The 21,718-nt window shown below is 73.4% G+C and carries 20 protein-coding genes; 9 read left to right on the top strand and 11 right to left on the bottom strand.

The genetic code is table 11. The features are described 5' to 3' along the window. Window positions 1-6: 6 nt before the first annotated feature. The 3 genes from AC0VYL_RS10405 to AC0VYL_RS10415 are packed head-to-tail and all read right to left on the bottom strand — an operon-like array spanning window position 7 to window position 2,560. Window positions 7-1,020 carry a phosphotransferase family protein gene (locus tag AC0VYL_RS10405; RefSeq protein WP_475482988.1) on the bottom strand — a complete coding sequence of 338 codons (1,014 nt, stop codon included), beginning with the start codon at window positions 1,018-1,020 and terminating at the stop codon, window positions 7-9. After that, window positions 1,017-1,799, bottom strand: coding sequence for an SDR family oxidoreductase (locus AC0VYL_RS10410; protein WP_475462327.1), 783 nt, complete (start codon window positions 1,797-1,799; stop codon window positions 1,017-1,019). The genes AC0VYL_RS10405 and AC0VYL_RS10410 overlap by 4 nt, the downstream gene beginning before the upstream one ends. Before the next feature lie 5 nt (window positions 1,800-1,804). Beyond that, window positions 1,805-2,560: an SDR family oxidoreductase gene (locus AC0VYL_RS10415; RefSeq protein ID WP_475482989.1), complete on the bottom strand. Its 756-nt coding sequence runs from the start codon at window positions 2,558-2,560 to the stop codon at window positions 1,805-1,807. A 147-nt stretch (window positions 2,561-2,707) separates the two neighbouring features. Here AC0VYL_RS10415 and AC0VYL_RS10420 point away from each other — a divergent pair, with 147 nt between their 5' ends. Both AC0VYL_RS10420 and AC0VYL_RS10425 read left to right on the top strand, forming a co-directional pair. Beyond that, entirely contained in the window at window positions 2,708-2,989 is a 282-nt protein-coding gene (locus AC0VYL_RS10420; protein WP_475462331.1) for a GNAT family N-acetyltransferase, read from the top strand. A gap of 26 nt (window positions 2,990-3,015) precedes the next feature. Beyond that, window positions 3,016-3,930, top strand: a complete 915-nt coding sequence (locus tag AC0VYL_RS10425; RefSeq protein WP_475482990.1) for an LLM class flavin-dependent oxidoreductase — start codon at window positions 3,016-3,018, stop codon at window positions 3,928-3,930. 106 nt (window positions 3,931-4,036) lie between these two features. Here the strand turns inward: AC0VYL_RS10425 and AC0VYL_RS10430 are convergent, their stop codons facing one another. Both AC0VYL_RS10430 and AC0VYL_RS10435 read right to left on the bottom strand, forming a co-directional pair. Continuing rightward, complete coding sequence (locus AC0VYL_RS10430) at window positions 4,037-4,996, bottom strand: quinone oxidoreductase family protein (protein WP_475462335.1); 960 nt, start codon at window positions 4,994-4,996, stop codon at window positions 4,037-4,039. A gap of 164 nt (window positions 4,997-5,160) precedes the next feature. Then, on the bottom strand, window positions 5,161-6,534 hold the full coding sequence (locus tag AC0VYL_RS10435) for an LURP-one-related/scramblase family protein (RefSeq protein WP_475482991.1): 1,374 nt from the start codon (window positions 6,532-6,534) through the stop codon (window positions 5,161-5,163). Window positions 6,535-6,755: 221 nt separating this feature from the next. Here AC0VYL_RS10435 and AC0VYL_RS10440 point away from each other — a divergent pair, with 221 nt between their 5' ends. Next, window positions 6,756-8,267: a carboxylesterase/lipase family protein gene (locus AC0VYL_RS10440; RefSeq protein WP_475482992.1), complete on the top strand. Its 1,512-nt coding sequence runs from the start codon at window positions 6,756-6,758 to the stop codon at window positions 8,265-8,267. A 79-nt stretch (window positions 8,268-8,346) separates the two neighbouring features. After that, window positions 8,347-9,090 carry a GTP pyrophosphokinase gene (locus AC0VYL_RS10445; protein WP_475462339.1) on the top strand — a complete coding sequence of 248 codons (744 nt, stop codon included), beginning with the start codon at window positions 8,347-8,349 and terminating at the stop codon, window positions 9,088-9,090. A 9-nt stretch (window positions 9,091-9,099) separates the two neighbouring features. Here the strand turns inward: AC0VYL_RS10445 and AC0VYL_RS10450 are convergent, their stop codons facing one another. The 3 genes from AC0VYL_RS10450 to AC0VYL_RS10460 form a co-directional block, all read right to left on the bottom strand. Next, window positions 9,100-9,801, bottom strand: a complete 702-nt coding sequence (locus tag AC0VYL_RS10450; RefSeq protein ID WP_475482993.1) for a hypothetical protein — start codon at window positions 9,799-9,801, stop codon at window positions 9,100-9,102. Between the two features lie 196 nt (window positions 9,802-9,997). Next, entirely contained in the window at window positions 9,998-12,409 is a 2,412-nt protein-coding gene (locus AC0VYL_RS10455; RefSeq protein ID WP_475482994.1) for a Tex family protein, read from the bottom strand. Between the two features lie 232 nt (window positions 12,410-12,641). Beyond that, window positions 12,642-12,989 (bottom strand): hypothetical protein, encoded by a 348-nt coding sequence (locus AC0VYL_RS10460; RefSeq protein ID WP_475462345.1) that lies wholly within the window; start codon window positions 12,987-12,989, stop codon window positions 12,642-12,644. A 182-nt stretch (window positions 12,990-13,171) separates the two neighbouring features. On the opposite strand from AC0VYL_RS10460, the gene AC0VYL_RS10465 reads away from it, so the two are divergent. The 3 genes from AC0VYL_RS10465 to AC0VYL_RS10475 are packed head-to-tail and all read left to right on the top strand — an operon-like array spanning window position 13,172 to window position 16,488. Beyond that, entirely contained in the window at window positions 13,172-13,840 is a 669-nt protein-coding gene (locus AC0VYL_RS10465; RefSeq protein ID WP_475482995.1) for an ArsR/SmtB family transcription factor, read from the top strand. 45 nt (window positions 13,841-13,885) lie between these two features. Beyond that, a complete protein-coding gene (locus tag AC0VYL_RS10470; protein WP_475482996.1) occupies window positions 13,886-15,184 on the top strand; it encodes an MFS transporter in 1,299 nt (432 codons plus the stop codon). Then, complete coding sequence (locus AC0VYL_RS10475; protein ID WP_475482997.1) at window positions 15,181-16,488, top strand: MFS transporter; 1,308 nt, start codon at window positions 15,181-15,183, stop codon at window positions 16,486-16,488. The genes AC0VYL_RS10470 and AC0VYL_RS10475 overlap by 4 nt, the downstream gene beginning before the upstream one ends. A gap of 44 nt (window positions 16,489-16,532) precedes the next feature. Here AC0VYL_RS10475 and AC0VYL_RS10480 read toward each other — a convergent pair whose 3' ends face one another. The 3 genes from AC0VYL_RS10480 to AC0VYL_RS10490 form a co-directional block, all read right to left on the bottom strand. Continuing rightward, entirely contained in the window at window positions 16,533-17,399 is an 867-nt protein-coding gene (locus tag AC0VYL_RS10480; protein WP_475462352.1) for a deoxyribonuclease IV, read from the bottom strand. A gap of 86 nt (window positions 17,400-17,485) precedes the next feature. Then, complete coding sequence (locus AC0VYL_RS10485; RefSeq protein WP_475482998.1) at window positions 17,486-18,307, bottom strand: alpha/beta fold hydrolase; 822 nt, start codon at window positions 18,305-18,307, stop codon at window positions 17,486-17,488. Between the two features lie 34 nt (window positions 18,308-18,341). After that, window positions 18,342-19,766 carry an FAD-binding oxidoreductase gene (locus AC0VYL_RS10490; protein WP_475482999.1) on the bottom strand — a complete coding sequence of 475 codons (1,425 nt, stop codon included), beginning with the start codon at window positions 19,764-19,766 and terminating at the stop codon, window positions 18,342-18,344. Window positions 19,767-19,828: 62 nt separating this feature from the next. Between AC0VYL_RS10490 and AC0VYL_RS10495 the strand changes: the two genes are divergently transcribed. Next, the gene (locus tag AC0VYL_RS10495; RefSeq protein ID WP_475483000.1) at window positions 19,829-20,797 is read left to right on the top strand and encodes a helix-turn-helix transcriptional regulator; all 969 of its coding nucleotides are present in this window, start codon (window positions 19,829-19,831) and stop codon (window positions 20,795-20,797) included. Between the two features lie 47 nt (window positions 20,798-20,844). Next, window positions 20,845-21,717, top strand: coding sequence for a Nif3-like dinuclear metal center hexameric protein (locus tag AC0VYL_RS10500; protein ID WP_475483001.1), 873 nt, complete (start codon window positions 20,845-20,847; stop codon window positions 21,715-21,717). The last annotated feature ends 1 nt before the right edge of the window (window position 21,718 follow it).

The raw sequence follows: 21,718 nt of genomic DNA on the forward strand, positions 1-21,718 counted from the left end.
CGGTCCTCAGTCCTCCTTGAGTACGGAGTGGGCGCGCTGGACCAGGGGGACGACCACGTCCCCGATCCCGTCGAATCCCGCCCCCACGGTCAGGCCCCGCGCGTGCCGGTAGTGGATGCCCTCGGCGATCACCGCGAGCTTGAAGCAGCCGAAGGCCACGTACCAGCCGAGCCGGGACACGTCCCGGCCGGTCGCGGCCGCGTACATCCGGGCGAGTTCGGGGGAGGAGGGGAACCCCTTGGCGGAGGTGGCCGGGCTCGGGCCGCCGGTGACGGGCTGCTCCCGGTAGACCAGCATCAGACCCAGGTCGACGAGGGGGTCCCCGAGGGTGGCCATCTCCCAGTCGAGGACGGCGGTGAGCCGCCCGTCCTCGGTGACCAGCACGTTGTCGAGCCGGTAGTCACCGTGCACGATCGCGGGCGCGCCCTGTTCGGGAAGGGTGGCGGCGAGGCGCTCCCGGAGCTCGTCGATCCCGGGGAGGTCGCGGCTGCGCGAGGCCTCCAACTGCCTGCTCCACCGGCGCACCTGGCGTTCCAGGAAGCCCGCCGGGCGGCCGAAGTCGGCCAGGCCCACCTCCTCGGGGTCCACCGCGTGCAGCTCGCCCAGCGTGGTGACCAGCGCGTCCGCGAGCGCGCGCACCCCCGTGGCGCCGAACGGGGCGATCTCGTCCAGGGTGCGCAGCGGGGTGCCCGCCACGTGCTCCATGACGTAGAACGGCGCGCCCAGCACCTCGGTGTCCTCGCACAGGAGGTGGGTGCGCGGGACCGGCACGGCGGTCCCGCTCAGCGCGCTCATCACCCGGTACTCGCGGGGCATGTCGTGCGCGGTGGCGAGCACGTGTCCCAGCGGCGGGCGGCGTACCACCCACGAACCGGTGCCGTCCGAGACCGTGTAGGTCAGGTTGGACTTCCCGCCGGCGACCACCCGCCCGGCGAGCGGCCCCGCGACCAGTCCGGGCACCTCGCGGTCCAGGTGCGCGCGCAGCCGTTCCAGGTCCAGGCCGGGCAGTGCCTCGCTCATGTTCGCTCCTCGGTGGTGAACACCCGCGCCTGGAGGCGGCGCATCCCGGCCAGCCAGGCGTCGGTGTCGGTGGCCCGGGCCGCGTAGTAGTCGGCGACCCGGGGGTGGGGCAGGATCAGGAAGCGCCCGTCCGCCAGCCCGGCCATCACGGCCTCGGCCACCTCCTCGGCGCTGATGGCCTCACCCGCCAGGATGGCGCGGCCCTCCGGCCCGGTGGAGTCGAGCATGCCGGTGCGCACACCGAGGGGGCACAGGCACTGGGTGGTGACGCCCCGGTCCCCGTAGGTGGCCGACATCCACTCACCGAAGGCCAGCGCCGCGTGCTTGGTCACCGAGTACGGGGCGCTGCCCAGCATGCTGAGCAGCCCGGCGGCGGACACGGTGGTGAGCAGGTGGCCGCGGCCGCGCTCCAGCCACCCCGGCACCAGCGCGCGGGCCGCGCGGACGTGCGCCATCACGTTGACCTGCCAGGAGAGTTCCCAGTCGGACTCCAGGGCCTCGGGCCCGCCGTGGACCGCGACCCCGGCGTTGGCCACGTACAGGTCGATCCCGCCCAGACGCTCCCCGGCCTCGCCGACCAGGGCGGCCACGCCCTCCTCGCTCGCGGCGTCCCCGGGTACGGCGGTCCCGCCGATCTCCTCGGCCACGGCCCGGGCGGCGTCCGCGTCCAGGTCGTTGACCACGACGCGCGCCCCGGATCCGGCCAGGCGGCGGGCGAGGGCCGCGCCGATCCCGTTCCCACCGCCGGTGACCACGGCTCCGATGCCGTTCGGATCCATGCCGTTCACACCCCTCCGGTCAGGGTGACGCCGCCGTCCAGCACCAGGGTGCGGCCGGTGACCCACGCGGCGTCGTCGGAGAGCAGGAAGGCGACGGCGCCCGCGACGTCCTCGGGCACGCCGAGGCGGCCCAGCGGGTACTGGGCGGCCACCTCCTCCTCACGCCCCTCGTACAGGGCCTCCGCGAAGCGGGTCTTGACCACCGCGGGGGCGACCCCGTTCACGCGGACGCCGGGGCCGAGTTCGACCGCGAGCTCCTCGGTGACGTGGGTGAGCATGGCCTTGGTGGCGCCGTAGAAGCCGATGCCGGGGGCGGGTTTGGTCCCGGCCACGGAGGAGACGTTGACGATGGCGCCGCCGTGCTCGGCCAGCCCGGCGCGGTACACCTTCTGGACCCAGGAGATCGCGGAGAGGACGTTGACCTCGAAGATCTTGCGGGCGGCGTCGAGGTCGAGGTCGACCATGCGGCCGTAGACCGGGTTGATGCCGGTGTTGTTGACGAGGAGGTCGACTCCGCCGAAGGCGTCGAGCGTGGCGGCGATCGCGGCGTCCTGGTGCTCGGGGTCGTGGGCCCGGCCGGGGATCCCGATGGCGTGCTCGGGGCCGCCGAGGGCCTCGACCGCCTCCTTGAGGGGTTCGGGCCTGCGCGCCGTGACGCACACGCGGGCGCCCTCGGAGACGAGCCGCTGGGCGACGGCCAGGCCGATGCCGCGACTGGCACCGGTGATGATGGCGGTGCGCCCGCCGAACCGCGATGTCATGCGTACTCCCTAGACCGACTGGTCGGTATGTCACGGAGACTCTATGTCGGTGGGGGCGCGTGCCGCAAGGGGTCCGTGGGCAGGCCGGGGGACAATGACGCGGACGCGGGCGCGATCGCCCGTGCCGGGCACACAGGAGGTTCCACCATGGCCACCGAGGTCACCGACGTCCCTGAGCGGCGCCGCTACGAGGTCACCGCCGACGGCGAGGTCGCGGGACACGCGGAGTACATCCTCACCGACGAACTCATCACCTTCACCCACACCGAGATCGACCCCGCCTTCGAGGGGCGGGGGTTGGGCGGCGCCCTGGTCCGCGCGGCCCTGGACGACGTGCGCTCCCGAGGGCTGGCCGTGCTCCCGCTGTGCCCCTTCGTCAAGGAGTGGATCGGGCGCCACCGCGAGTACGCCGACCTCGTGTACCGGTGAGGGATCCGAGGAAAGGAGCCACGAGCGTGAGTACTGACTACGGGCGCGAGATCGCCTTCGGGGTCTTCCCCTCCCCGGACGCGGACCCGGACACCCTGCGGCGGACCTGGTCGGTGATCGAGGCGGCCGAGCGCGGCGGTCTCGAGTTCGCCGGGTTCCAGGACCATCCCTACCAGCGGCGGCACCTGGACACCTGGAGCCTGATGGCCACGGTGCTGGCCCGCACCGAACGGCTGCGGGTCTTTCCCGACGTCGCCAACCTGCCGCTGCGGCCCCCGGCCGTCATGGCCAAGAACGCGGCCTCCCTGGACGTGCTCTCCGGCGGGCGGTTCGAGCTCGGCCTGGGCGCCGGGGCGTTCTGGGAGGCGATCGAGGCGATGGGCGGCGAGCGCCGGACCCCGCGCGAGGCCGCCGACTCCCTGCTGGAGGCGATGGAGGTGATCCGGCTGATGTGGTCCGGCCAGAGGTCGGTTCGCTTCGAGGGGGAGTACCACCGGCTCGCAGGGGTCAAGCCGGGGCCCGCCCCCGCGCACGACATGGGGATCTGGCTCGGTGTGGGCGGTCCACGGATGCTGCGGGCCGTGGGGCGGAGCGCCGACGGGTGGGTGGTCTCCCACGCGAACCTGGGGCCGGAGCGGTTGGCCGAGGCGCACGCCCGGATCGACGCGGGGGCGGCCGAGGCCGGCCGGGACCCGGCGTCCGTGCGCCGCGTGTACAACCTGTGGGGCACGATCACCGGTCGTGGTGCCGAGGGCGCCCCGGGGGACCCGCTGCGCGGTCCGGTGGAGGCGTGGGTGGAGGCGGTCACCGGGTTCGTCCTGGAGCACGGCATGGACACGTTCGTGCTCGGCCCGGCGGAGAACTCGGCCGCGCAGGTGGAACTGTTCGCCGCCGAGGTGGCGCCCGCGGTCCGGGAGGCGGTACGCGCGGCCCGGTCCTGAGGCCGAGGTCCGTCCCCCCCGTTCCGGGCGGCCACCCGGAACGGGGGAAAGCGGACGATGGTGAATCTACATCGTAAAGGTGGGCGTTCTGAGGGGTGGAGAGCCGCTACGCGGAGGGGTCGAGCGTCAGCTTGCCCACGGTGCCGCGCGCCCGCAGGTCCTGGTGCGCGCGCCGGGCCTCGGTCAGGGGATAGATGGTCCCGAGCACCGGCCGGAGGGCGCCCTCCGACACCAGGGCGAAGAGCTCGCGCATGGCCTGGCCGACCACGTCGCCCGGAAGCAGGTAGGCGTGCGGCAGCCACATGCCGCCCACCGTGGCCGAGTGGCGCATCAGGTTGGGCAGCTTCACGGGGGAGGGCTGTTCACGCGAGGCCATCCCGTAGAAGCCCAGGCGCCCGAACGGGGCCAGGGCCCGGATGCTCTCGTCGGTGATCCGGCCGCCCACCATGTCCAGGACGATGTCCACCCGCCTGCCCTCGTTGGCGTCGATCAGCGCGGTGGTCATGTCCGGGGCGGAGGAGTCCACCACCGCGTCGGCGCCCAGCTCCAGGGCGAGGTCGCGCTTGTCCCCGGTGCTGGCCACGGCGATCACCCGACCGGCGCCGAACCGCTTGGCCAGCTGTACGGCGAGGGTGCCCACGCCGCCGCCGGCCGCGTGCACCACGACCGACTCCCCGGGTTCGATCCGGGTGGTGCGGCGCAGCAGCAGCCAGGCCGAGGCGCCCTGCACGACCAGGGCGAGCGCGGCCGCGTCGGTCACGTCGTCGGGGATGTCGTACGCCAGGTTGGGGTCGACCACCGCCCGCTGGGCGTACCCGCCGCCGCCGTTGAGCAGGCCCACCACCCGGCGGCCGTCGGCGGTGCGCCCGGCGACCTCGCTGCCGGGGACCATGGGCAGGTCGGAGGGGGACAGATAGGTGTTCTCCGCCTGGTGGGTGTCGGCGAAGTTCACCCCGCTGAGGGCGACGTCGACCAGGAGCTGACCGGGGCCCGGCTCCGGGTCCGGCAGCTCCGTGGGAACGAGGACCTCGGGTCCGCCGAACTCGGTGATCTGGATGGCGCGCATGCTGGGCCCTTCCTGATGGTGGAGCGGTCTCGGCGGACATCATACCGACCAGATGGTATGTCTCGTGGGGTGGGCCGCTCACGGGCGTGTGGCGTCGGACGCGGACGGGCCCCTCGGCCCTCGGTGGTTCACCGTGGCGAGGGGCCCGGGCACGGGTGCCGGTGCTACCTGCGGCGGGAGGAGCCGCCGCTGGAACGGCCGCCCCCGGAGCGGCTCCCGCCGGACCTGCGGCCCGACCCCGATCGGCTGGAGCTCGATCGGCCGGTGCTCGATCGGCCGGTGCTCGAACGGCCCGCGCCCGAACGGCCGACCCTGCTGGAGGCGGCCTTCCCGAAACCACGGCCACCGCCGGAGACACGGCTCGATCCGCTCCGCGAGGCGGTGCCGCGCGACGAGGTCCCGCGGGCGGAGGAGGCGCTCCGGGACGACGAGGTCCCGCGTGAGGTGGACGCCTTACGGGCGGGGGTACCCGAGGAACGGTCGAACCCCAGACCCGACGAGGAACGCCCGGAGCTCCCGGCCGTCCCGTCCGAGGCGCGACCGGCGGTCCTGCTCCCTGACACGTCGCGCTTGATCCGGGCGGCCCGCGAGGTCCCGCCGCCGCCCTGGGCGCGCCCCCGGCGTTCGCGGCGCGAGGTCCAGCCGCTGGTGGGGGTCTCCGAGCGCGAGGCGAACCCCGCCCCGCCCCGGCGCTCCACACGCGGGGCACGGACGGCCCTCGGAGCAGGGGCCTCGGACCGGCCCGAGACCGGGCGGTGGTCGCGCCGGGAGACCCCCGCGTGCCCGCCGGAGACCACACGGGACCGGCGGCGCACCGGCTGGAAGGTGTGGACCACCAGGGGCCGACGTCGGCGCCGGGTGACCATGTACCCGCGCCGGGGGTGGTGCCAGTGGTGGCGCGGCTCGTAGCCGTACTCGGGGTGGCGGCGGAAGTCCGCGTAGTGCGAGTGGTAGAACTCCGGCTCGCGCTCGTGCAACAGCACGTCGATGGTGATCGCGGCTCCGATCACCAGGCGTCGCAGTGGCCAGGGCAGGTCGTAGGCGAACTCCAGCGCGTAGCGGTCCTCCGTGGTGAAGAATCGTCCGCCCAACCCTGGGTGCTCCTTGCCGATCCGGGCGATCTCGATCCCGGCGTGGTCCAGGACGGTGAAGTCCCAGCCTCTCCAGTCGCCCCGGATCTCGGCGACGGTGTGGCCCCGGGGGTCGTTGAGCCGGAACCGCGAGCCCATGAAGGAACGGTCCTGGACGATGGTGCCGTAGGGCTCGCGGTGCGGGCCGCTCACGTGGATGTAGGGGCGCCCGCGGTCCCAGGGCTTGTCCAGGGTGATGAGTGGATGACCGTCGGGGGCGTAGATCGTGAACCTGTGTGGCAGCCGGGAGTCGCGCCGGTGCGTGTGCGTCCACGCGGTCATGTGTTCGTTCACGTACGCGAGCGGGTGGCCTCCGCCGTCGAGGACCTCGTAGTGTCCTTCGGCGGCGAACAGGCGGCGGGGTTGCTCGACCAGCAACACGGGCGCGGTGAACAGGGGTGCGTGCATGGGGTGGGGGCCTTTCCGGCGCTGTCGCCCTGCGGGGCGGCGGGTCGGTGGGGTGCGGGGGCGCTGGATCCGCGTCGGGCGGACTCGGGAGAATCCAGCGGAACCTCCTGTCCGGCTTCGACGGACACGCGCCCTCCCGGGTTCCGCACGGTCCCGCGGGCCTTGCGCGAGCAAACCTAACGTTGTTAGGTGGAAACGGCACCGACCCCCAGGAGGCACCCGTGGACGCCGAGCACATCGTGGAGACCGTGAACGGACGGGTGCGCGGCACCGTCTCCCCCCGGTCCCTGGACGGGCGGACCACCCTGTACCGGGGCATCCCCTTCGCCGCCGCGCCCTTCGGGGAACACCGCTTCGCGGCCCCCGCGCCGCCCCCGGCCTGGGACGGGGTCCGCGACTGTACCGAACCGGGCCCGCCCGCGCCGCAGAGCGCCCAGTTCATCGGTACCGAGCCGTGGGACGCGGACACCTCCCTGGACTGCCTCGTCCTCAACGTGTGGTCCCCGCGGAACGGGAGCGGGCCGGGCGCCGCCGCCCCGGTCATGGTGTGGATCCACGGCGGCGCCTACATCGTCGGCTCCGGCTCGGAGGCCACCTACGACGGCACCCGCCTGGCCGAGACCGGGATCGTCGTGGTGAGCGTCAACTACCGGCTGGGTTTCGAGGGCTTCGGCCACGTCCCCGGCCGCCCCGACAACCGGGGGCTGCTCGACCAGATCGCCGCCCTGCGCTGGGTCCGCGACAACATCGCCGCGTTCGGCGGCGACCCCGACGACGTCACCGTGGCGGGGGAGTCCGCCGGTGCCGGTGCCGTGGTCTGCCTCATGGCCTCGCCCCAGGCACGCGGTCTCTTCCACCGCGCCGTCGCGCACAGCGTCCCTGGCGACATGGTCACCGCCGACACCGCGCGCCTGGTCGCCGAGAACGTGGCCACGGAGGTCGGTGTGCCGTTGGAGGCCGGTGCCCTGGCCGAGGTGGCGCCGGAGAAGCTGCTGGCCGCCACCGACGCGATCCTCTCGGGTACCGGGGGGTCCAGCGGAGGGGCGCGGTCCAGGGCGTTCACCTGCTACGCGCCCGTGGTGGGCGGCCCCGAACTCCCCGAGCCGCCGTTGGCGGCCATCGCGCGGGGCGCCGCCGCCGACGTGGCGCTGCTGGTGGGCCACAACACCGACGAGTTCACGCTCTTCACCGGGCTCGGCCAGAAGGTGGAGATCGAGGACGCGTCGGCCCTCGCGGTCACCGCGGGCCGTCTCGGTCTGGGGGAGGAGGCGGTGGAGGTCTACCGCGCGGCGCACCCCGGAGCCTCCCTCACGGACCTCTACGGCGAGATCCGCGGCGACGCCATGTTCTGCGAGTACTCCACCCGGCTGGCGGAGGCGCAGGCGGCGGCGGGCGGCAGCGCGCACTTCTTCCGGTTCGCCGCGCGCAGCCGTGTCCTGGAGGGGACGCTGGGGGCCTGCCACGCCTTCGACCTTCCCTTCGCCTTCGGCAACATGGACTGCGACCTGGCACGGTTCCTCTGCGACGGTCCGCCGGACGCCGCGTACCTGGCGTTGTCCGAGCGGATGAGGGCGGCCTGGAGCGCCTTCGTGTCCGGCGGCGACCCGGGGTGGGACCCGGTTCGTCCGGAAACGACCGTGGTCCGGGTCTGGGATCTGGAGGACGCCCAGCGGGAGGGTGACGACTCACCGTTGCGCGCCCTGTGGTCCGGTGTGACCTTCGCACCGAGGTAGCGCCCCCCACCCCGGGGGGCTCCGACGGTCGATAACATTTGGCCACGGGGTTTGGTACTGGTGTGACGGGGGTCGATTCGTGGTGGAAGACGTACCGGAGGCGCTGCTGGCCGCTCGCGACGACGTCGCGCGCTTCCTCCTGTCGTACAAGTTCGCCATCGACACCGTGATGGCGAAGGTCAACATCCTCAACGAGGAGTTCCGCTACACCCACGACCACAATCCCATCGAGCACGTGAGCTCCCGGCTCAAGACCCCGGCCAGCATCATGGAGAAGGCACGGCGGCGCGGGGTGCCCTACGACCTCAACGAGATTCGCGGGTCCATACTCGACATCGCCGGGATCCGCGTGACGTGCAGTTTCGTCTCGGACACCTACACGATCCGGGACATGCTGGCCGGGCACGAGGACATCCGGGTGATGGAGGAGCGCGACTACATCCGTTCCCCCAAGCCCAACGGGTACCGGAGCCTGCACCTGCTGGTGGAGACGTCGGTGCGGATGTCGGACCGGACCGAGGACGTGCCGGTGGAGATCCAGATCCGCACCATCGCGATGGACTTCTGGGCCAGCCTGGAACACAAGATCTACTACAAGTACGGCAAGTCGGTTCCGGACGGGCTGCTGGACGAGATCCGGGAGGCGGCCGAGACCGCCCACCGGCTCGACGAGACCATGGAGCGCCTGCACGGCGAGGTCCGGGAGCAGGGGGACCGGGCCAGGGGACCGCTGCCCGGACCGGAGGAGCTGCGCAAGCTGCCCCTGGCCGACGAACTGCTGCGGGCGCTGGCCGAGCGGGTCAACTCCGAGCGCTCCGACTGAACGGAGCGGTCAGCCCGCCTCGGTGCGGGAGACGACCTCACCGGAGAGCAGGATCCGCTTCTCCCGGGTGTCGGCGGTGAGCACGGTGAGGAACTGGCTGCCGTTCTGGACGACGTAGGCGTGCACCACCTCGTCCTGGAGCTCGATGCGTTCCTCGGGCACCCAGACCTCGTCGACGACGGCCGCTCCGATGAGGACCGCGGCCAGGGCGAGGATTCCGGCGCGGGCGACGAGCCGGTGGAAGAAGTCGCGGACGGGGCCGCCGCGCAGGTCGACGACGGCCAGCAGCGTGAACCAGGCCAGGGCCGCCAGCAGGGCCGCCCACGCCGAGAAGGAGAGCACCGCCGCCGCGAACACGACCGCCATGGCCACCACGACCAGCAGGGATCCGGTGGAGTGGTTGCCCTCGCGGAGGTGGCGCAGGTGCCCGGCGGCCGCCAGCGGTACGAAGAAGGCCAGGAGCCACAGGGTGATGCTTCCCGCGCCGAGGAAGGTGCCGACCACGATGGTGACCGCGTCACCGAAGTCGATGGCGTCTGCCAGCCCGAACGCGGTCTCCCAGTCGTAGTGGGTGACGGCCATGAGGCGCAGGAGGATGAACACGAAGGCGGCCCCGGCGGCCGTCGTCCCCGTGGACCACAGGCGCGTGTCGTTCCGCCGTGGTGCGGAATCCGCGTCGGCGCCGGTGCTCGTCTCGGTCGTGTCGTCCATGGGCCCCGGGGGTTCGTCGGTCGGATCGGCGCCCGGCGGAGGGCGCCCCCGGCGCCACGCTAGCGGCCGACCGCACGGCGGCGCGGACGGCGCACCGGGGAGACGGCAACGGGTGCCCGAAGCACGGAGGAGGGGTCCCCGACCAGCGGGAACCCCTCACCACGATCCACTGATCCCCGCAGGGCGGGGGCGACCGCTACTTGCCCAGGCCCGCGCGGCGGAGCGCTTCGGCCATGGCGCCCGAGGGCGCCGGGGCGGCGTCCCGACCGCCGCGACCGCCACCGTTCTGACGGCCGCCGCCACGCCGCTGCTCACCGCCCCGGCCACCACCGCGGGGCTGGCCGCCGCCGTTGCCACCGCGGTTGCCGCGCTCACCGCGACCGCCGCCCTGGCCACCGGAGGCCGGGGCCTCGTCGTCCAGCCGCATGGTCAGCGAGATGCGCTTGCGGGGGATGTCGACCTCGCGCACCTTGACCTTGACGATGTCGCCGGGCTTGACGATCTCGCGCGGGTCCTCCACGAACTTGTTGGAGAGCGCGGAGACGTGGACCAGACCGTCCTGGTGCACGCCCACGTCCACGAACGCGCCGAAGGCGGCCACGTTGGTGACCACGCCCTCCAAGAGCATCCCCGGCTCCAGGTCGTCCAGCTTCTCCACGCCCTCCTTGAAGGTGGCGGTGGTGAAGGCGGGACGCGGGTCGCGGCCGGGCTTCTCCAGCTCACTGAGGATGTCGGTGACGGTCGGCAGACCGAAGGTGTCGTCGACGAAGTCCTCGGGGCGGACCCCCGACAGCGCCTTCCTGTCTCCGATCAGCGACGGCAGGTCGGTGCCGGCCCGGTCCAGGATGCGGCGCACCACCGGGTAGGCCTCGGGGTGCACCGCCGACGCGTCCAGGGGGTCGTCGCCGCCCGGCACACGCAGGAAGCCCGCGCACTGCTCGAAGGCCTTGGGGCCCAGCCGGGGCACCGAACGCAGGGCGTCGCGGGTCCGGAACGGGCCGTTGGCGTCACGGTGCGACACGATGTTGCGGGCCAGGGTGGAGGTCACGCCCGACACCCGGGTCAGCAGCGGGACGGAGGCGGTGTTCACGTCCACGCCCACGCCGTTCACGCAGTCCTCGACCACGGCGTCCAGGGAGCGGGAGAGCTTCGCCTCCGCGAGGTCGTGCTGGTACTGGCCCACACCGATGGACTTCGGGTCGATCTTGACCAGCTCGGCCAGGGGGTCCTGGAGTCGTCGGGCGATCGAGGCGGCCCCGCGCAGGGACACGTCCAGATCGGGCAGCTCCTCGGAGGCGTAGGCGGAGGCCGAGTACACCGAGGCGCCCGCCTCCGACACCATCACCTTGGTGAGCTTCAGCTCCGGGTGGCGCTTGATCAGGTCGCCCGCCAGCTTGTCCGTCTCCCGTGAGGCGGTGCCGTTGCCGATCGCGACCAGCTCCACGTCGTGGGCGGAGCACAGCTTGGCCAGGCGGTCGATCGAGCCGTCCCAGTCGCGGCGCGGCGCGTGCGGGAAGACCGTGTCGGTGGCCACGACCTTGCCGGTGGGGTCGGTGACGGCGACCTTGACGCCGGTGCGCAGGCCCGGGTCCAGGCCCAGGGTGGAGCGGCTTCCGGCGGGCGCGGCCAGCAGCAGGTCGCGCAGGTTGGCGGCGAACACGTTGACGCCGTCGTCCTCGGCCCGCTGCCACAGGCGCATGCGCACGTCGATGTCGAGGCGGACCAGGATCCGGGTGCGCCAGGCCCAGCGCACGGTGTCCTGGAGCCAGCGGTCGGCGGGGCGGCCCCGGTCCACGATCTCGAAGTGGGAGGCGATGGCGTTCTCGTAGGAGCTGCGGGGGACGGTGCCGTCCGGGCCCGCCTCGGGGGTCTCCTCCGGCTCCAGGTTGAGCGTGAGGACCTCCTCCTTCTCGCCCCGGTACATCGCCAGGACGCGGTGGGAGGGGAGCGCGGTGAGCGGTTCGGAGAAGTCGAAGTAGTCCGCGAACTTGGCCCCGGCCTCCTCCTTGCCCTCGCGGACCGCGGAACCCAGGCGGCCCTTCTCCCACAGGCGTTCGCGCAGCGTGCCGGTGAGGTCGGCGTCCTCCGCGAACCGCTCCACCAGGATCGAACGGGCCCCGTCCAGGGCGGCCTTGACGTCGGCCACGCCCTTGTCGGAGTCCACGTAGGCGGCGGCGACCTCCTGCGGGTCCTGGTTCGGGTCACCGATCAGACCCTCGGCGAGCGGTTCGAGACCGGCCTCGCGGGCGATCTGGGCCTTGGTGCGGCGCTTGGGCTTGTAGGGGAGGTAGATGTCCTCCAGACGGGCCTTGGAGTCGGCCTCGTTGATCCGGGCCGCCAGCGCGTCGTCCAACTTGCCCTGGGAACGGATCGACTCCAGGATCGCGCTCCGGCGTTCGGCCAGCTCACGCAGGTAGCGCAGGCGCTCCTCCAGCGCGCGCAACTGGGCGTCGTCCAGCGCTCCGGTCGCCTCCTTGCGGTACCGGGCGATGAAGGGCACGGTCGACCCGGCGTCGAGCATGTCGACGGCGGCACTGACCTGGTGCGTGCCCACGCCGAGTTCCTCGGCGATGCGCTGGTCGATCGTGGGTGTCACAGGGGTCGTCACGAGTAAACGTCCACTCTCTGGCTGTTCGGTGCGCGGACATTCTCGCGGTGCGCGGGGCTGTTGTCATCCCGGCGCGTCGCCGTCCGCACTCCCAGGTTCCCGCACGAACACCCCTGCCCTGACCCGGGGTCGCGCGGGGGAGTGCGGCGGTGCGGGCGGGATCGGGCGGTTCGGTGCGGTTCGGGTCTTCTGGGGCTGGCGGTGGGACGGAGGCTCCGTGCCAGCGGCGGGGTCAGGGTCCGGTGCCGTCGAGGTAGTCGGGGGCGTAGTACTCGTCCACGGGGAGCGGGCCCCGGTAGCCCTGGCACATGCACTGCCGGTAGGTGGAGTTGGCCTGGCCGGTCCAGCGGCCGGGGATGACCACCTGGGTCTGGCAGCGCTTGGTCTCGTGGTCGTGGAAGACCAGGTTGTGGCCGCAGCCGCAGACCGGCTGGGGGGTGCGCTGGCCGCGGTCCGGGATCTGCGGGGTGCCGTGGTGCCGCTGGAGTTCGCGCCGGGCGTCTCGGCGGGCGGTGCGCCGCCCCGCGAGGTAGCCGGCGGCCGCGATCGCCGCGCCGATGACCATGAAGAACGGTTCCATGAGGTGACAGCCTCCTCGGTTCCCGGGACCCGTCCCGCCACGGGCCTTCGCCCATTGTCGCCCATGCGCGTGCTTTTCGGGGGGTGGGGTGCCCCGGTAGGTCGGCCCCGGGCGCGGAAATTCCGCAAAGAAAACTCTGCAAAAGTATTTTTGCAAAGAAGTCTTTGGAGTACGGTTCGGGTATGAACGAGGAAGAGCCCACGGAGGCGACGGAACCGGATCAGCCGTCCCTGGAGGTCGGTGCCGAGGCCCTGCGCGGCCTGGCCCACCCCCTGCGCGCACGCATCCTGGACGAACTCACCGTCCAGGGCGCCGCGACCGCGACCATCCTGGCCGAACGGCTGGGCGAGAGCAGCGGATCCACCAGCTACCACCTGCGCCAACTCTCCCGATACGGGTTCGTCGAGGCCGACCCCGGCCACACCGGCCGCCGGGACCGGTGGTGGCGCGTCCGCCCCGGCGGCTGGCACATGAGCGGGATCGACCACCTGCGCGACCCGGCCACGCGGGCGGCCGCCGAGGTCGTCCTGGACCGCTACTACGGCGGCCGCCGGGAACGGCTCGACCAGTGGCGGGCCCTGGTCAGGACCAGCCCCGACGACCCGGTGGTCCGCCGTTGGCAGTCGGCCGCACAGGACTCCCTGTCCCACGCGCGGATGACCCCGGAGGAGACCGAGGAGTTCGCCGGTGAGCTCCAGGAGTTCATCCGCTCCCGGACCCGCCGGTACGAGGGACGCACCGCCCGGAGCCACCCCGACACCGAGTCGGTGGAACTGCACACCGACCTGTTCCCCCACCTCGCGCCAGCGGACGCGAGCGAGGAGGACGGCTCCGGAACCACGTCCACCTGACCCCCTCGCAGTGCCGCCTGAACACCACCCCCCTTCAGGAGCCGCATGACCACCGCACCCCCCACCCCGACCTCACCCCGATCCGAACGCCTCAGCGCGGACTTCCACCGCTTCTGGGGCGCCGGGGTCCTCACCAACCTGGCGGACGGCACGCTGATGGTGGCGCTGCCGCTGATCGCCGTCACCCTCACCCAGGACCCGCTCCTCGTCGCCGGGCTCACCGCCGTGCGCTTCCTCCCCTGGCTGCTGCTCGCGCCGCTGTCGGGCGTCCTCATCGACCGGGTACACCGCGTACGCGCCATGCTCGTGTCCAACACCGTGGCCGTGCTGGTCGTGCTCGGACTGATCCTGACCCCGGTCACCGGGAACCTGTCCGTCTGGGCTCTGTACGCGGCGATGTTCGCGCTGATCAGCTGTGAGACGGTGACCGACCCGGCGAGCCGGATCGCGGTGGTCCAACTGGTCCCCGCCCGGCTCCTCGACCGCGCCAACAGCCGGGTGGAGGGCGGGAGGCTGGTCGCCCAGGACTGCCTCGGCCGCCCGGTCGCCGGGTTCCTCTTCGCCGCCGGAGCGGTCGCGCCGCTGGCGGGCATCGCCGGGTCCTACGCCCTGTGCGCGGTGCTGCTGTGCACCGTCCCCCTGGTGTGGCGCCGCTCCGTCCCGGGGGAGGGGTCACCCACGGAGCCCGAGGGGTTCCTGCGCGCCACCGGTGGGGGGTTCCGGCAGGTCCTCGGTGACCCGATCCTGCGCGGCAACACACTCTGCAACGCCGGGATGATGGTCGGCGGGAACATGGGCGGCGCCGTGCTGGTCCTCCACGCGCAGGACGGCCTCGGTGTCCCCGCCGCGTTCTTCGGGGTGTTCATGACCTCCGCCGCGGTCGGCGGCGTCCTCGCCAGCCTGACCGCCGACCGGGTGATCACCCGGTGCGGGCGGAGCGCGGTCGTGACCTGGGGCTACCTGGGGATCGCCGCCGCGTATCTGGGCGTGGCCCTCACCGGCGACCCCCACGTGGCCTTCGTCCTGCTCACGGTGTCCGGCTTCTGCATGGTCGTGTCCAACATCGCCGCGAGCCCGTACTACCAGACCGTGGTCCCCGACGCCGTGCGCGGCCGCGTCGCGGGCGTCAGCCGGATGATCGGCTGGGGCGTCACGCCGATCGGCGCCCTGGCGGGCGGACTCCTCGGCCGCCTCGACCTCGCGCTGCCCTTCCTGGTGGGCGCCGTGATCATGACGGTCACCGTCATCCTCGCTCGGCGGGTGATCTCCGAGACCGCCCGCCGCGCGGACCTTGCCCTGATCGAGGCCGCCGCACGGCCCGTGACCGAGAAGGAGAACCGATGACCACCACCCCGTCGACCCCGAGGTCCCCCGGGGCCCCGGACCGGGAACGGTTGGGCGGTACCTTCCACCGCTTCTGGGCGGCCGGAGTGTCCACCAACCTCGGGGACGGGCTCCTGGCGGTCGCCCTCCCACTCGTCGCCGCCACCCTCACCGGGGACCCGCTCCTGGTGGCGGGGCTCACCGTGGCCCGCTTCCTGCCTTGGCTGCTCGTCGCCCCCTTCAGCGGGGTGCTGTTGGACCGGGTGGACCGCATGCGGGCGCTCGTGGTGTCCAACACCGTCGCCGCCGCCACCGTGGCCCTGCTCGCCGTCGCCCTGGTCACCGGCCACGCCACCGTGTGGGTCCTGTACGCGGCGATGTTCGTGGTGATGTGCTGTGAGACCGTCAGCGACCCGGCGAGCAGGCTCGGCCTCGTCCGGCTCGTCCCCAGAGGGCAGCTGGACCGGGCCAACAGCCGGGTGGAGGGCGGCCGACTGGTCGCCCAGGACTTCGGCGCGGCCCCGGTGGCCGCGGTGCTCTTCGCCGTCGCCGCGGTGATCCCCGTGGCCGGTGCGGCGCTTTCCTACGCCCTCTGCGCGGTGCTGGTCGGCACGGTCGTCCTGATCCTGCGTCGGCGCCCGGAGGAGCACCCGCCGGTGGAGCCCCGGGAGGACCCCTCCCAGGGCCCGTTGCGCGATCTGGCCGAGGGCCTGCGCTACGTCTTCGGTGACCGGCTGCTGCGCCGCCTGGCGGTGTGCAACGCCGGGACCATGATCGGGCTGAACACGGGCCTGGCCGTGCTGGTCCTGTACGCCGGGCAACGACTGGAGCTGCCCGCGTCCCTGTACGGTTTCCTCGTCGCGGGACTGGCGGTCGGGGGAGTGCTGGGCACCTTCGCGGTCGGTTGGACGCTGCGCCGTCTGGGACGGCGCAGCGCGTTCCTCGGGGGCTACCTCGGCGCGTCCGCGGTCCTGTTGGGGATGGGGCTGACCACACACCCCGCCGTGGCGGGCCTGCTCCTGGTCGGGATGGGCCTGTGCATGAGCGTGTCCAACATCGCCGGTTCGGTGTTCTTCCAGAGCGTGGTGCCCGACCGTATCCGGGCCAGGGCGGGCAACGTGCACCGCGCGGTCGGCTGGGGCGCCACCCCCGTGGGGGCGCTCCTCGGCGGCGTGCTGGGCCGGTTGGACCTGGGGCTGCCCTACCTGGTGGGCGGGGCGGTCGTCGGCGTCGTCGTGCTGTTCAACGTGCGCACCATGTTCGAGACAGCCGACCTGTGCGACCGTGCCGTGGGTGAGCAGGAGGCCGCGCCGGAACGGGACTGACCGCCGCCCCGGCCCCGCCCGGCCACGCGGGCGGGGCCGACGGATCAGGCCTCGGCGCGGAGCCTCTTGAGGGTGGCCACGTCCTCGGCGTGCGGACCCTCCGGGCCCGGCGTCTCCAGGGTGATGGGGACACCGGCGGTCACCGGGTGGCGGAAGAGCTCCGCGAACGGCTCGGCGCCGATGTGGCCCAGACCGATGTTCTCGTGCCGGTCCCTGTTGCTGCCGCAGGGCACCTTGGAGTCGTTGCCGTGGATCAGCTTGAGGCGGTCGGCCCCGACCACCTCACCGAAACGGTCCATGGTCTCGCGCATGCCCTCGACCGTCGAGATGTCGTGACCGGCCGCGAACAGGTGCGCGGTGTCCAGGCACACGCCCACGTTCGGGTGCCAGTCCAGGGCCTCCAGGTAGGTGACGAGGTCGTCGACGGTGGCGCACAGGACCTGGCCCTGACCGGCCATCGGTTCCAGCAGCATCGGCGGGACGTCGTCCCCGAGCCGCTCCATGAGCGGGAGCACCCGGGAACGGACCCGCTCCAGTCCCGCCTCGCGCCCGCCGGACACGGCCGAACCGGTGTGCATCACCACCCCGAGGGCGTTGATCTCCGCGCCCCGGCGCAGGGCGTGCTCCAGGGAGACCATCGACTTCTCGCCGGTCTCCTCGTTGGGCGTGCCCGGGTTGATCAGGTACGGGGAGTGCACGAACAGCGGCAGGTCCGTGCGCTCGCGCATCATCGCGTCCTGTGCGGGGTCTCCCGCGTTGGTCGCCCAGCCTCGCGGGTTGGAGACGAAGACCTGGACGGTCTCCGCGCCGATCTGCCGGGCGTACGCCAGGCCCTTGGTCGCCATGCCGCCCGCCACGGGCACGTGTGCCCCGATCGGGGACTGGGGCCGCTTCTGCTCAGTGTCGTTCATCGCCAACCAACTCTAGGGCCGACCGGCCGGTGGGCGGGGTGTGCGACGCCCCACCCGGCGCGGCGTCGCCGTGTCGGCCCGGCCGGTCAGGTCCGGTCGCGCACCTCGGTGAGCAGGGCGGGGAGCTCCCAGAGCACGGTGACGTGTCCGTGGCCGGGCAGCACGCGCAGTTCGGCCCCGGGGACCAGGTCGGCGGTGTGCCGGGAGTGGGCGATCGGTACGACGGTGTCCCGGTCGCCGTGCACCACCAGGAAGGGGGCGCGGACGGCCCCCGGGTCGAAGGCCCAGGGGCGTCCCTGCACCCAGGAGTCCTGGGTGTATCCGCCCACCCCCTGGGCGAACGCCTCCTTGGCCGCCGCGGCCAGGTGCGGGACGTGCCGGGTCGCGAACAGCTCCCGGTCGGGGGCGGGCCACTCGGTGGGCGAGTCACCCAGGTGGCGCTCGCCCCACTCCAGGGCGGCCCGTTCGTCCGGCAGGCGCATCATGGCCCGCTCGTCCTCGGAGTACCCCTCCCAGCTCGGTTCCCATGAGAAGTCGGTGACTCCGCCCAGGACCACGGCGCCGAGCACGCGTTCGGGCAGCAGGGCGGCGACGGCCACCCCGTAGGGCCCGCCGGAGGAGTGCGCCGCGACCAGGAACCGGTCGATACCGAGGGAGTCCGCGAGCGCGGCCATGTCGTCGGCCCAGTCCGTGAGCGTCCGGCCGGGGGCGGGGGCGGAACCGCCGTAGCCGGGGCGGTCGGCGGTGACCACCCGCAGCCCGGCGGCGGCGAACTCCTCGTGCTGGTCACCCAGGTTCCGTCGGCTCATCGGGGCGCCGTGCGAGTACAGGACCGGGGTGCCCGCCGGGTCCCCCAGGTCGGTGTGGGCGACGGTGCGCCCGTGGAGTTCGACCGTGGTGTCCCGCATCGCCCGTACCCGCTTCCCTCGGTTGCACCGCACGCTAGACGTTGTCCGTCGAGGCGCGCAAGGAGGGGATCGGACGGTGGGAGTGGACACGCCGAAGGGGGTCGACGCGGTCCCTGGTCCGGGCCAGCCGAGGCAGGTCGCCGGGGGTGTACATCGCGCGGACCTCGGCCTCGGTGACCGCCCCGAAGCTCAGGTTGGACGAGCGCCCCGACGTGTGCCCGGAGAAGAGCCCGGCCGCCTCCGCGCGCAGGTCGGCGCCGGGGTCGTCCGCGCCGGAGCCGGTGAGGGTCAGCACGCTCACCAGGTGGGCGGCGTCGCGGTGGCCGACCGCGTTGGGGACCTCGGGCGGCCGGGCCAGGGCCCCGCCCAGGTGACGGAGGCCGAACACGCTCATGTACGGGCGTTCGGCGACGGCCAGCCGCAGGAGCCCGTCCAGGGCCTCCGGTTCCAGGGCGCCCACCATGAGCCCCTCACCGCGGAACCCGGCGGGGCCGTCGTGGTCGGCGAACACGCTCCCGGACTCCGCGTAGGGGAGCTCGCGCAGGGTGTCCAGCAGGACCGGCGCGGCCGAGCGCAACGGCTCCGCCAGCGCCGGACCCTTCTCCACGGGCCCGGACCAGGCGAGGGAGACCTGCGCGACGAGTCGGCCGCGCATGGGGGCGGGCACCCCCTCGAAGTCGGGGTGGACCAGCACGGTCACCCCGGAGGTCAGTTCCTCGGGGGAGTCCTCCGCCCAGCGGCGCCAGGTGTCCAGGACCCCCGGTGCGTCGGTCGCGTCCAGGTACAGGCTGCCGCCGTACAGGCGCGCGACCGGGAAGAGGTCGAACTCCATCCCCGTGACCAGGCCGAACGAACTTCCTCCGCCGCGCAACGCCCAGAACAGGTCCGGGTCGCTGAGGGCGTCCACACGCAGTGGTCGGGCGTCGGCGGTGACGAGGTCGAGGGAACGGACGTGGTCGGCGGCGTAGCCGTGGCGGCGGCCCAGCAGCCCCAGCCCGCCCCCGAGCGTGTAGGAGACCGCGCCCACCCCCGGCAGGCTGCCCGAGAGCGGGGCCAGCCCGTGCGGGGCGGCCGCGTCGATCACGTCCTGCCAGGTGGCACCGGCACCGATGACGGCCCGGCGGCGCTCGGGATCGACCCGTACCCCGTCCAGGTTCCGGGTGTCCACCAGGACACCGCCGCGCATGCCGGAGCCGTGTCCGTGCCCGGTGCGCTGGGCGGCCACGGTGAGCCCCCGTTCGGCGGCGACCTCCACCGCCGCGCGGACGTCCTCGGTGTGCGCGGCCGTCACGACCGCGTCGGGCGCGTGGCGGTCCACCTGCTGGATGCCCGATCTCCCCCGTTCGTGCCCGGGGCTGCCGGGGGCGTGCACCGTCCCGCCCACCCGTGCGCCCAGCGCCTCCAGCAGCTGGGTTCGCTCTGATTCCTGGCCTGTGGGGTGCGTTCTCGTGTCGCTCATGACGTCACCGTAGGAACCGATGCGGTCACATCGTGGCCGCGATGACCGGCAGTATGGCCACCATGAACGATCGACCGGAGGGTTCGGCGCGTGCGACCCTGCCCCAACGCCTGTTGCGCCTGCTGTCGCTGCTCCAGGTCCGCCGCGAGTGGAGCGGCGCCGAGCTCACGGACCGACTCGGGGTCAGCGCCCGCACCCTGCGCCGCGACGTGGAGCGCCTGCGCGACCTCGATTACCAGGTGGAGGGCACCCCCGGGGCCGCCGGGGGCTACCGGCTGGTCTCGGGCCGCGACCTGCCGCCCCTGTTGCTGGACGACGAGGAGGCGGTGGCGGTCGCCCTGGCCCTGACCACCGCGACCGGGGTCCAGGACAGCGCCCTGCGGGCCCTGGCCAAACTCGAACGGGTCCTGCCCCGGCGCCTGCGGCCCCGGCTCGCGGCGGTGTCCGGATCCGCCTCGGCCGTGCCCGACCCCGACACCCCGTCGGTGGACCCGGCCGTGCTCGGGGCGCTGGCCTCCTGCCGGCGCGAACGCGCGGTCACCGACTTCACCTACCGGGACCGGTCCGGCACCGCCACCGAACGGCGGGTCGAACCGCACCACCTGGTCCTGCACGGCGGGCACTGGTACCTGGTCGCGCACGACACCGACCGCGACGCGTGGCGCACCTTCCGGGTGGACCGGCTGAGCGGACCCCGCCCCACCCACCGGCGGTTCGAGCCGCGTGACCTGCCCGCGCCCGACCCCGCGACCTTCCTCACACGGTCGTTCGCCCGGGGCTCCTACCGGTACACCGTCACCCTCACGGTGGGCCTGGACGCGGAGGAACTGCGGCGCCGCCTGTACGGGCCGCTGCCCGGAGGGGTCGAACCGCTCGGCCCCGGCCGCTGCCGGGTCCGGATCAGCGCGGAGTCCCTGGACCTCGTCTGCCAGTACACGGCCACGGTCCTGTCCCTGGGGGCGGACTCCGAGACCGACGCGCCACCCGAGGTCACGGCACGGCTGCGCACCATGGCCGCACGGCTGCCCTGAGGCCGGACGCGCGTTTGCGCGCCCCGGTCGGGCGGGGCGTTAGTCTCGTGGCCGTGAGCACCTCGACCGCGCAGCCCGTCACCCTGTCCGACGTCACCGCCGCCTTCGAGGAGGTCTACCCACCCCAGTGGGCCGCCTCCTGGGACGCGGTCGGCCTGGTCTGCGGGGACCCCGCGCAGCCGGTGGAGCGCGTCCTGTTCGCGGTCGACCCCGTGGACGCGGTGGTCGACGAGGCCGTGACCTGGGGCGCGGACCTGGTCATCACGCACCACCCGCTGATGCTGCGCGGCGTCACCAGCGTCGCCGCGAACACCCCCAAGGGCCGGATCGTGCACCGGCTGATCCGCTCCGGGGTGGCCCTGTACACCGCGCACACCAACGCCGACACGGCCGCGCCCGGTGTCTCCGACGCCCTGGCCCGCGCCGTGGGCCTCACCGGTGCGCTGCGACCGCTGGACCCCGACGCCACCGACCCCGAGGGACGGCGCGGCATCGGCCGTGTCGGGGAGCTGGACGAGCCGATGGTCCTGCGCGACTTCGCGACCCGGGTCGCCCAGGGGCTGCCCGCCACCGCCGGAGGCGTCCGGGTGGCCGGTGACCTGGACCGTCTCGTCACCACCGTCGCCGTCTCGGGAGGGGCGGGGGACTCCCTGCTCGGCGCCGCCCGCGCAGCCGGGGTCGACGCCTACGTCACCTCCGACCTGCGCCACCACCCGGCCTCGGAGTTCGTCGAGGAACCGGGCGGCCCCGCGCTCGTCGACACCGCGCACTTCGCCAGCGAGTGGCCGTGGCTGGCCGACGGCGCCGCCCACCTGGCCGACGCGCTCCGGCGCACGGGTGGCCCGAATGGGGCTAACGTGGAGACCCGCGTGTCGACCACCGTGACGGATGCCTGGTCACGGACCTTCCCACACGCGTGAC

The organism is Nocardiopsis sp. iso_238, from assembly GCF_056173325.1.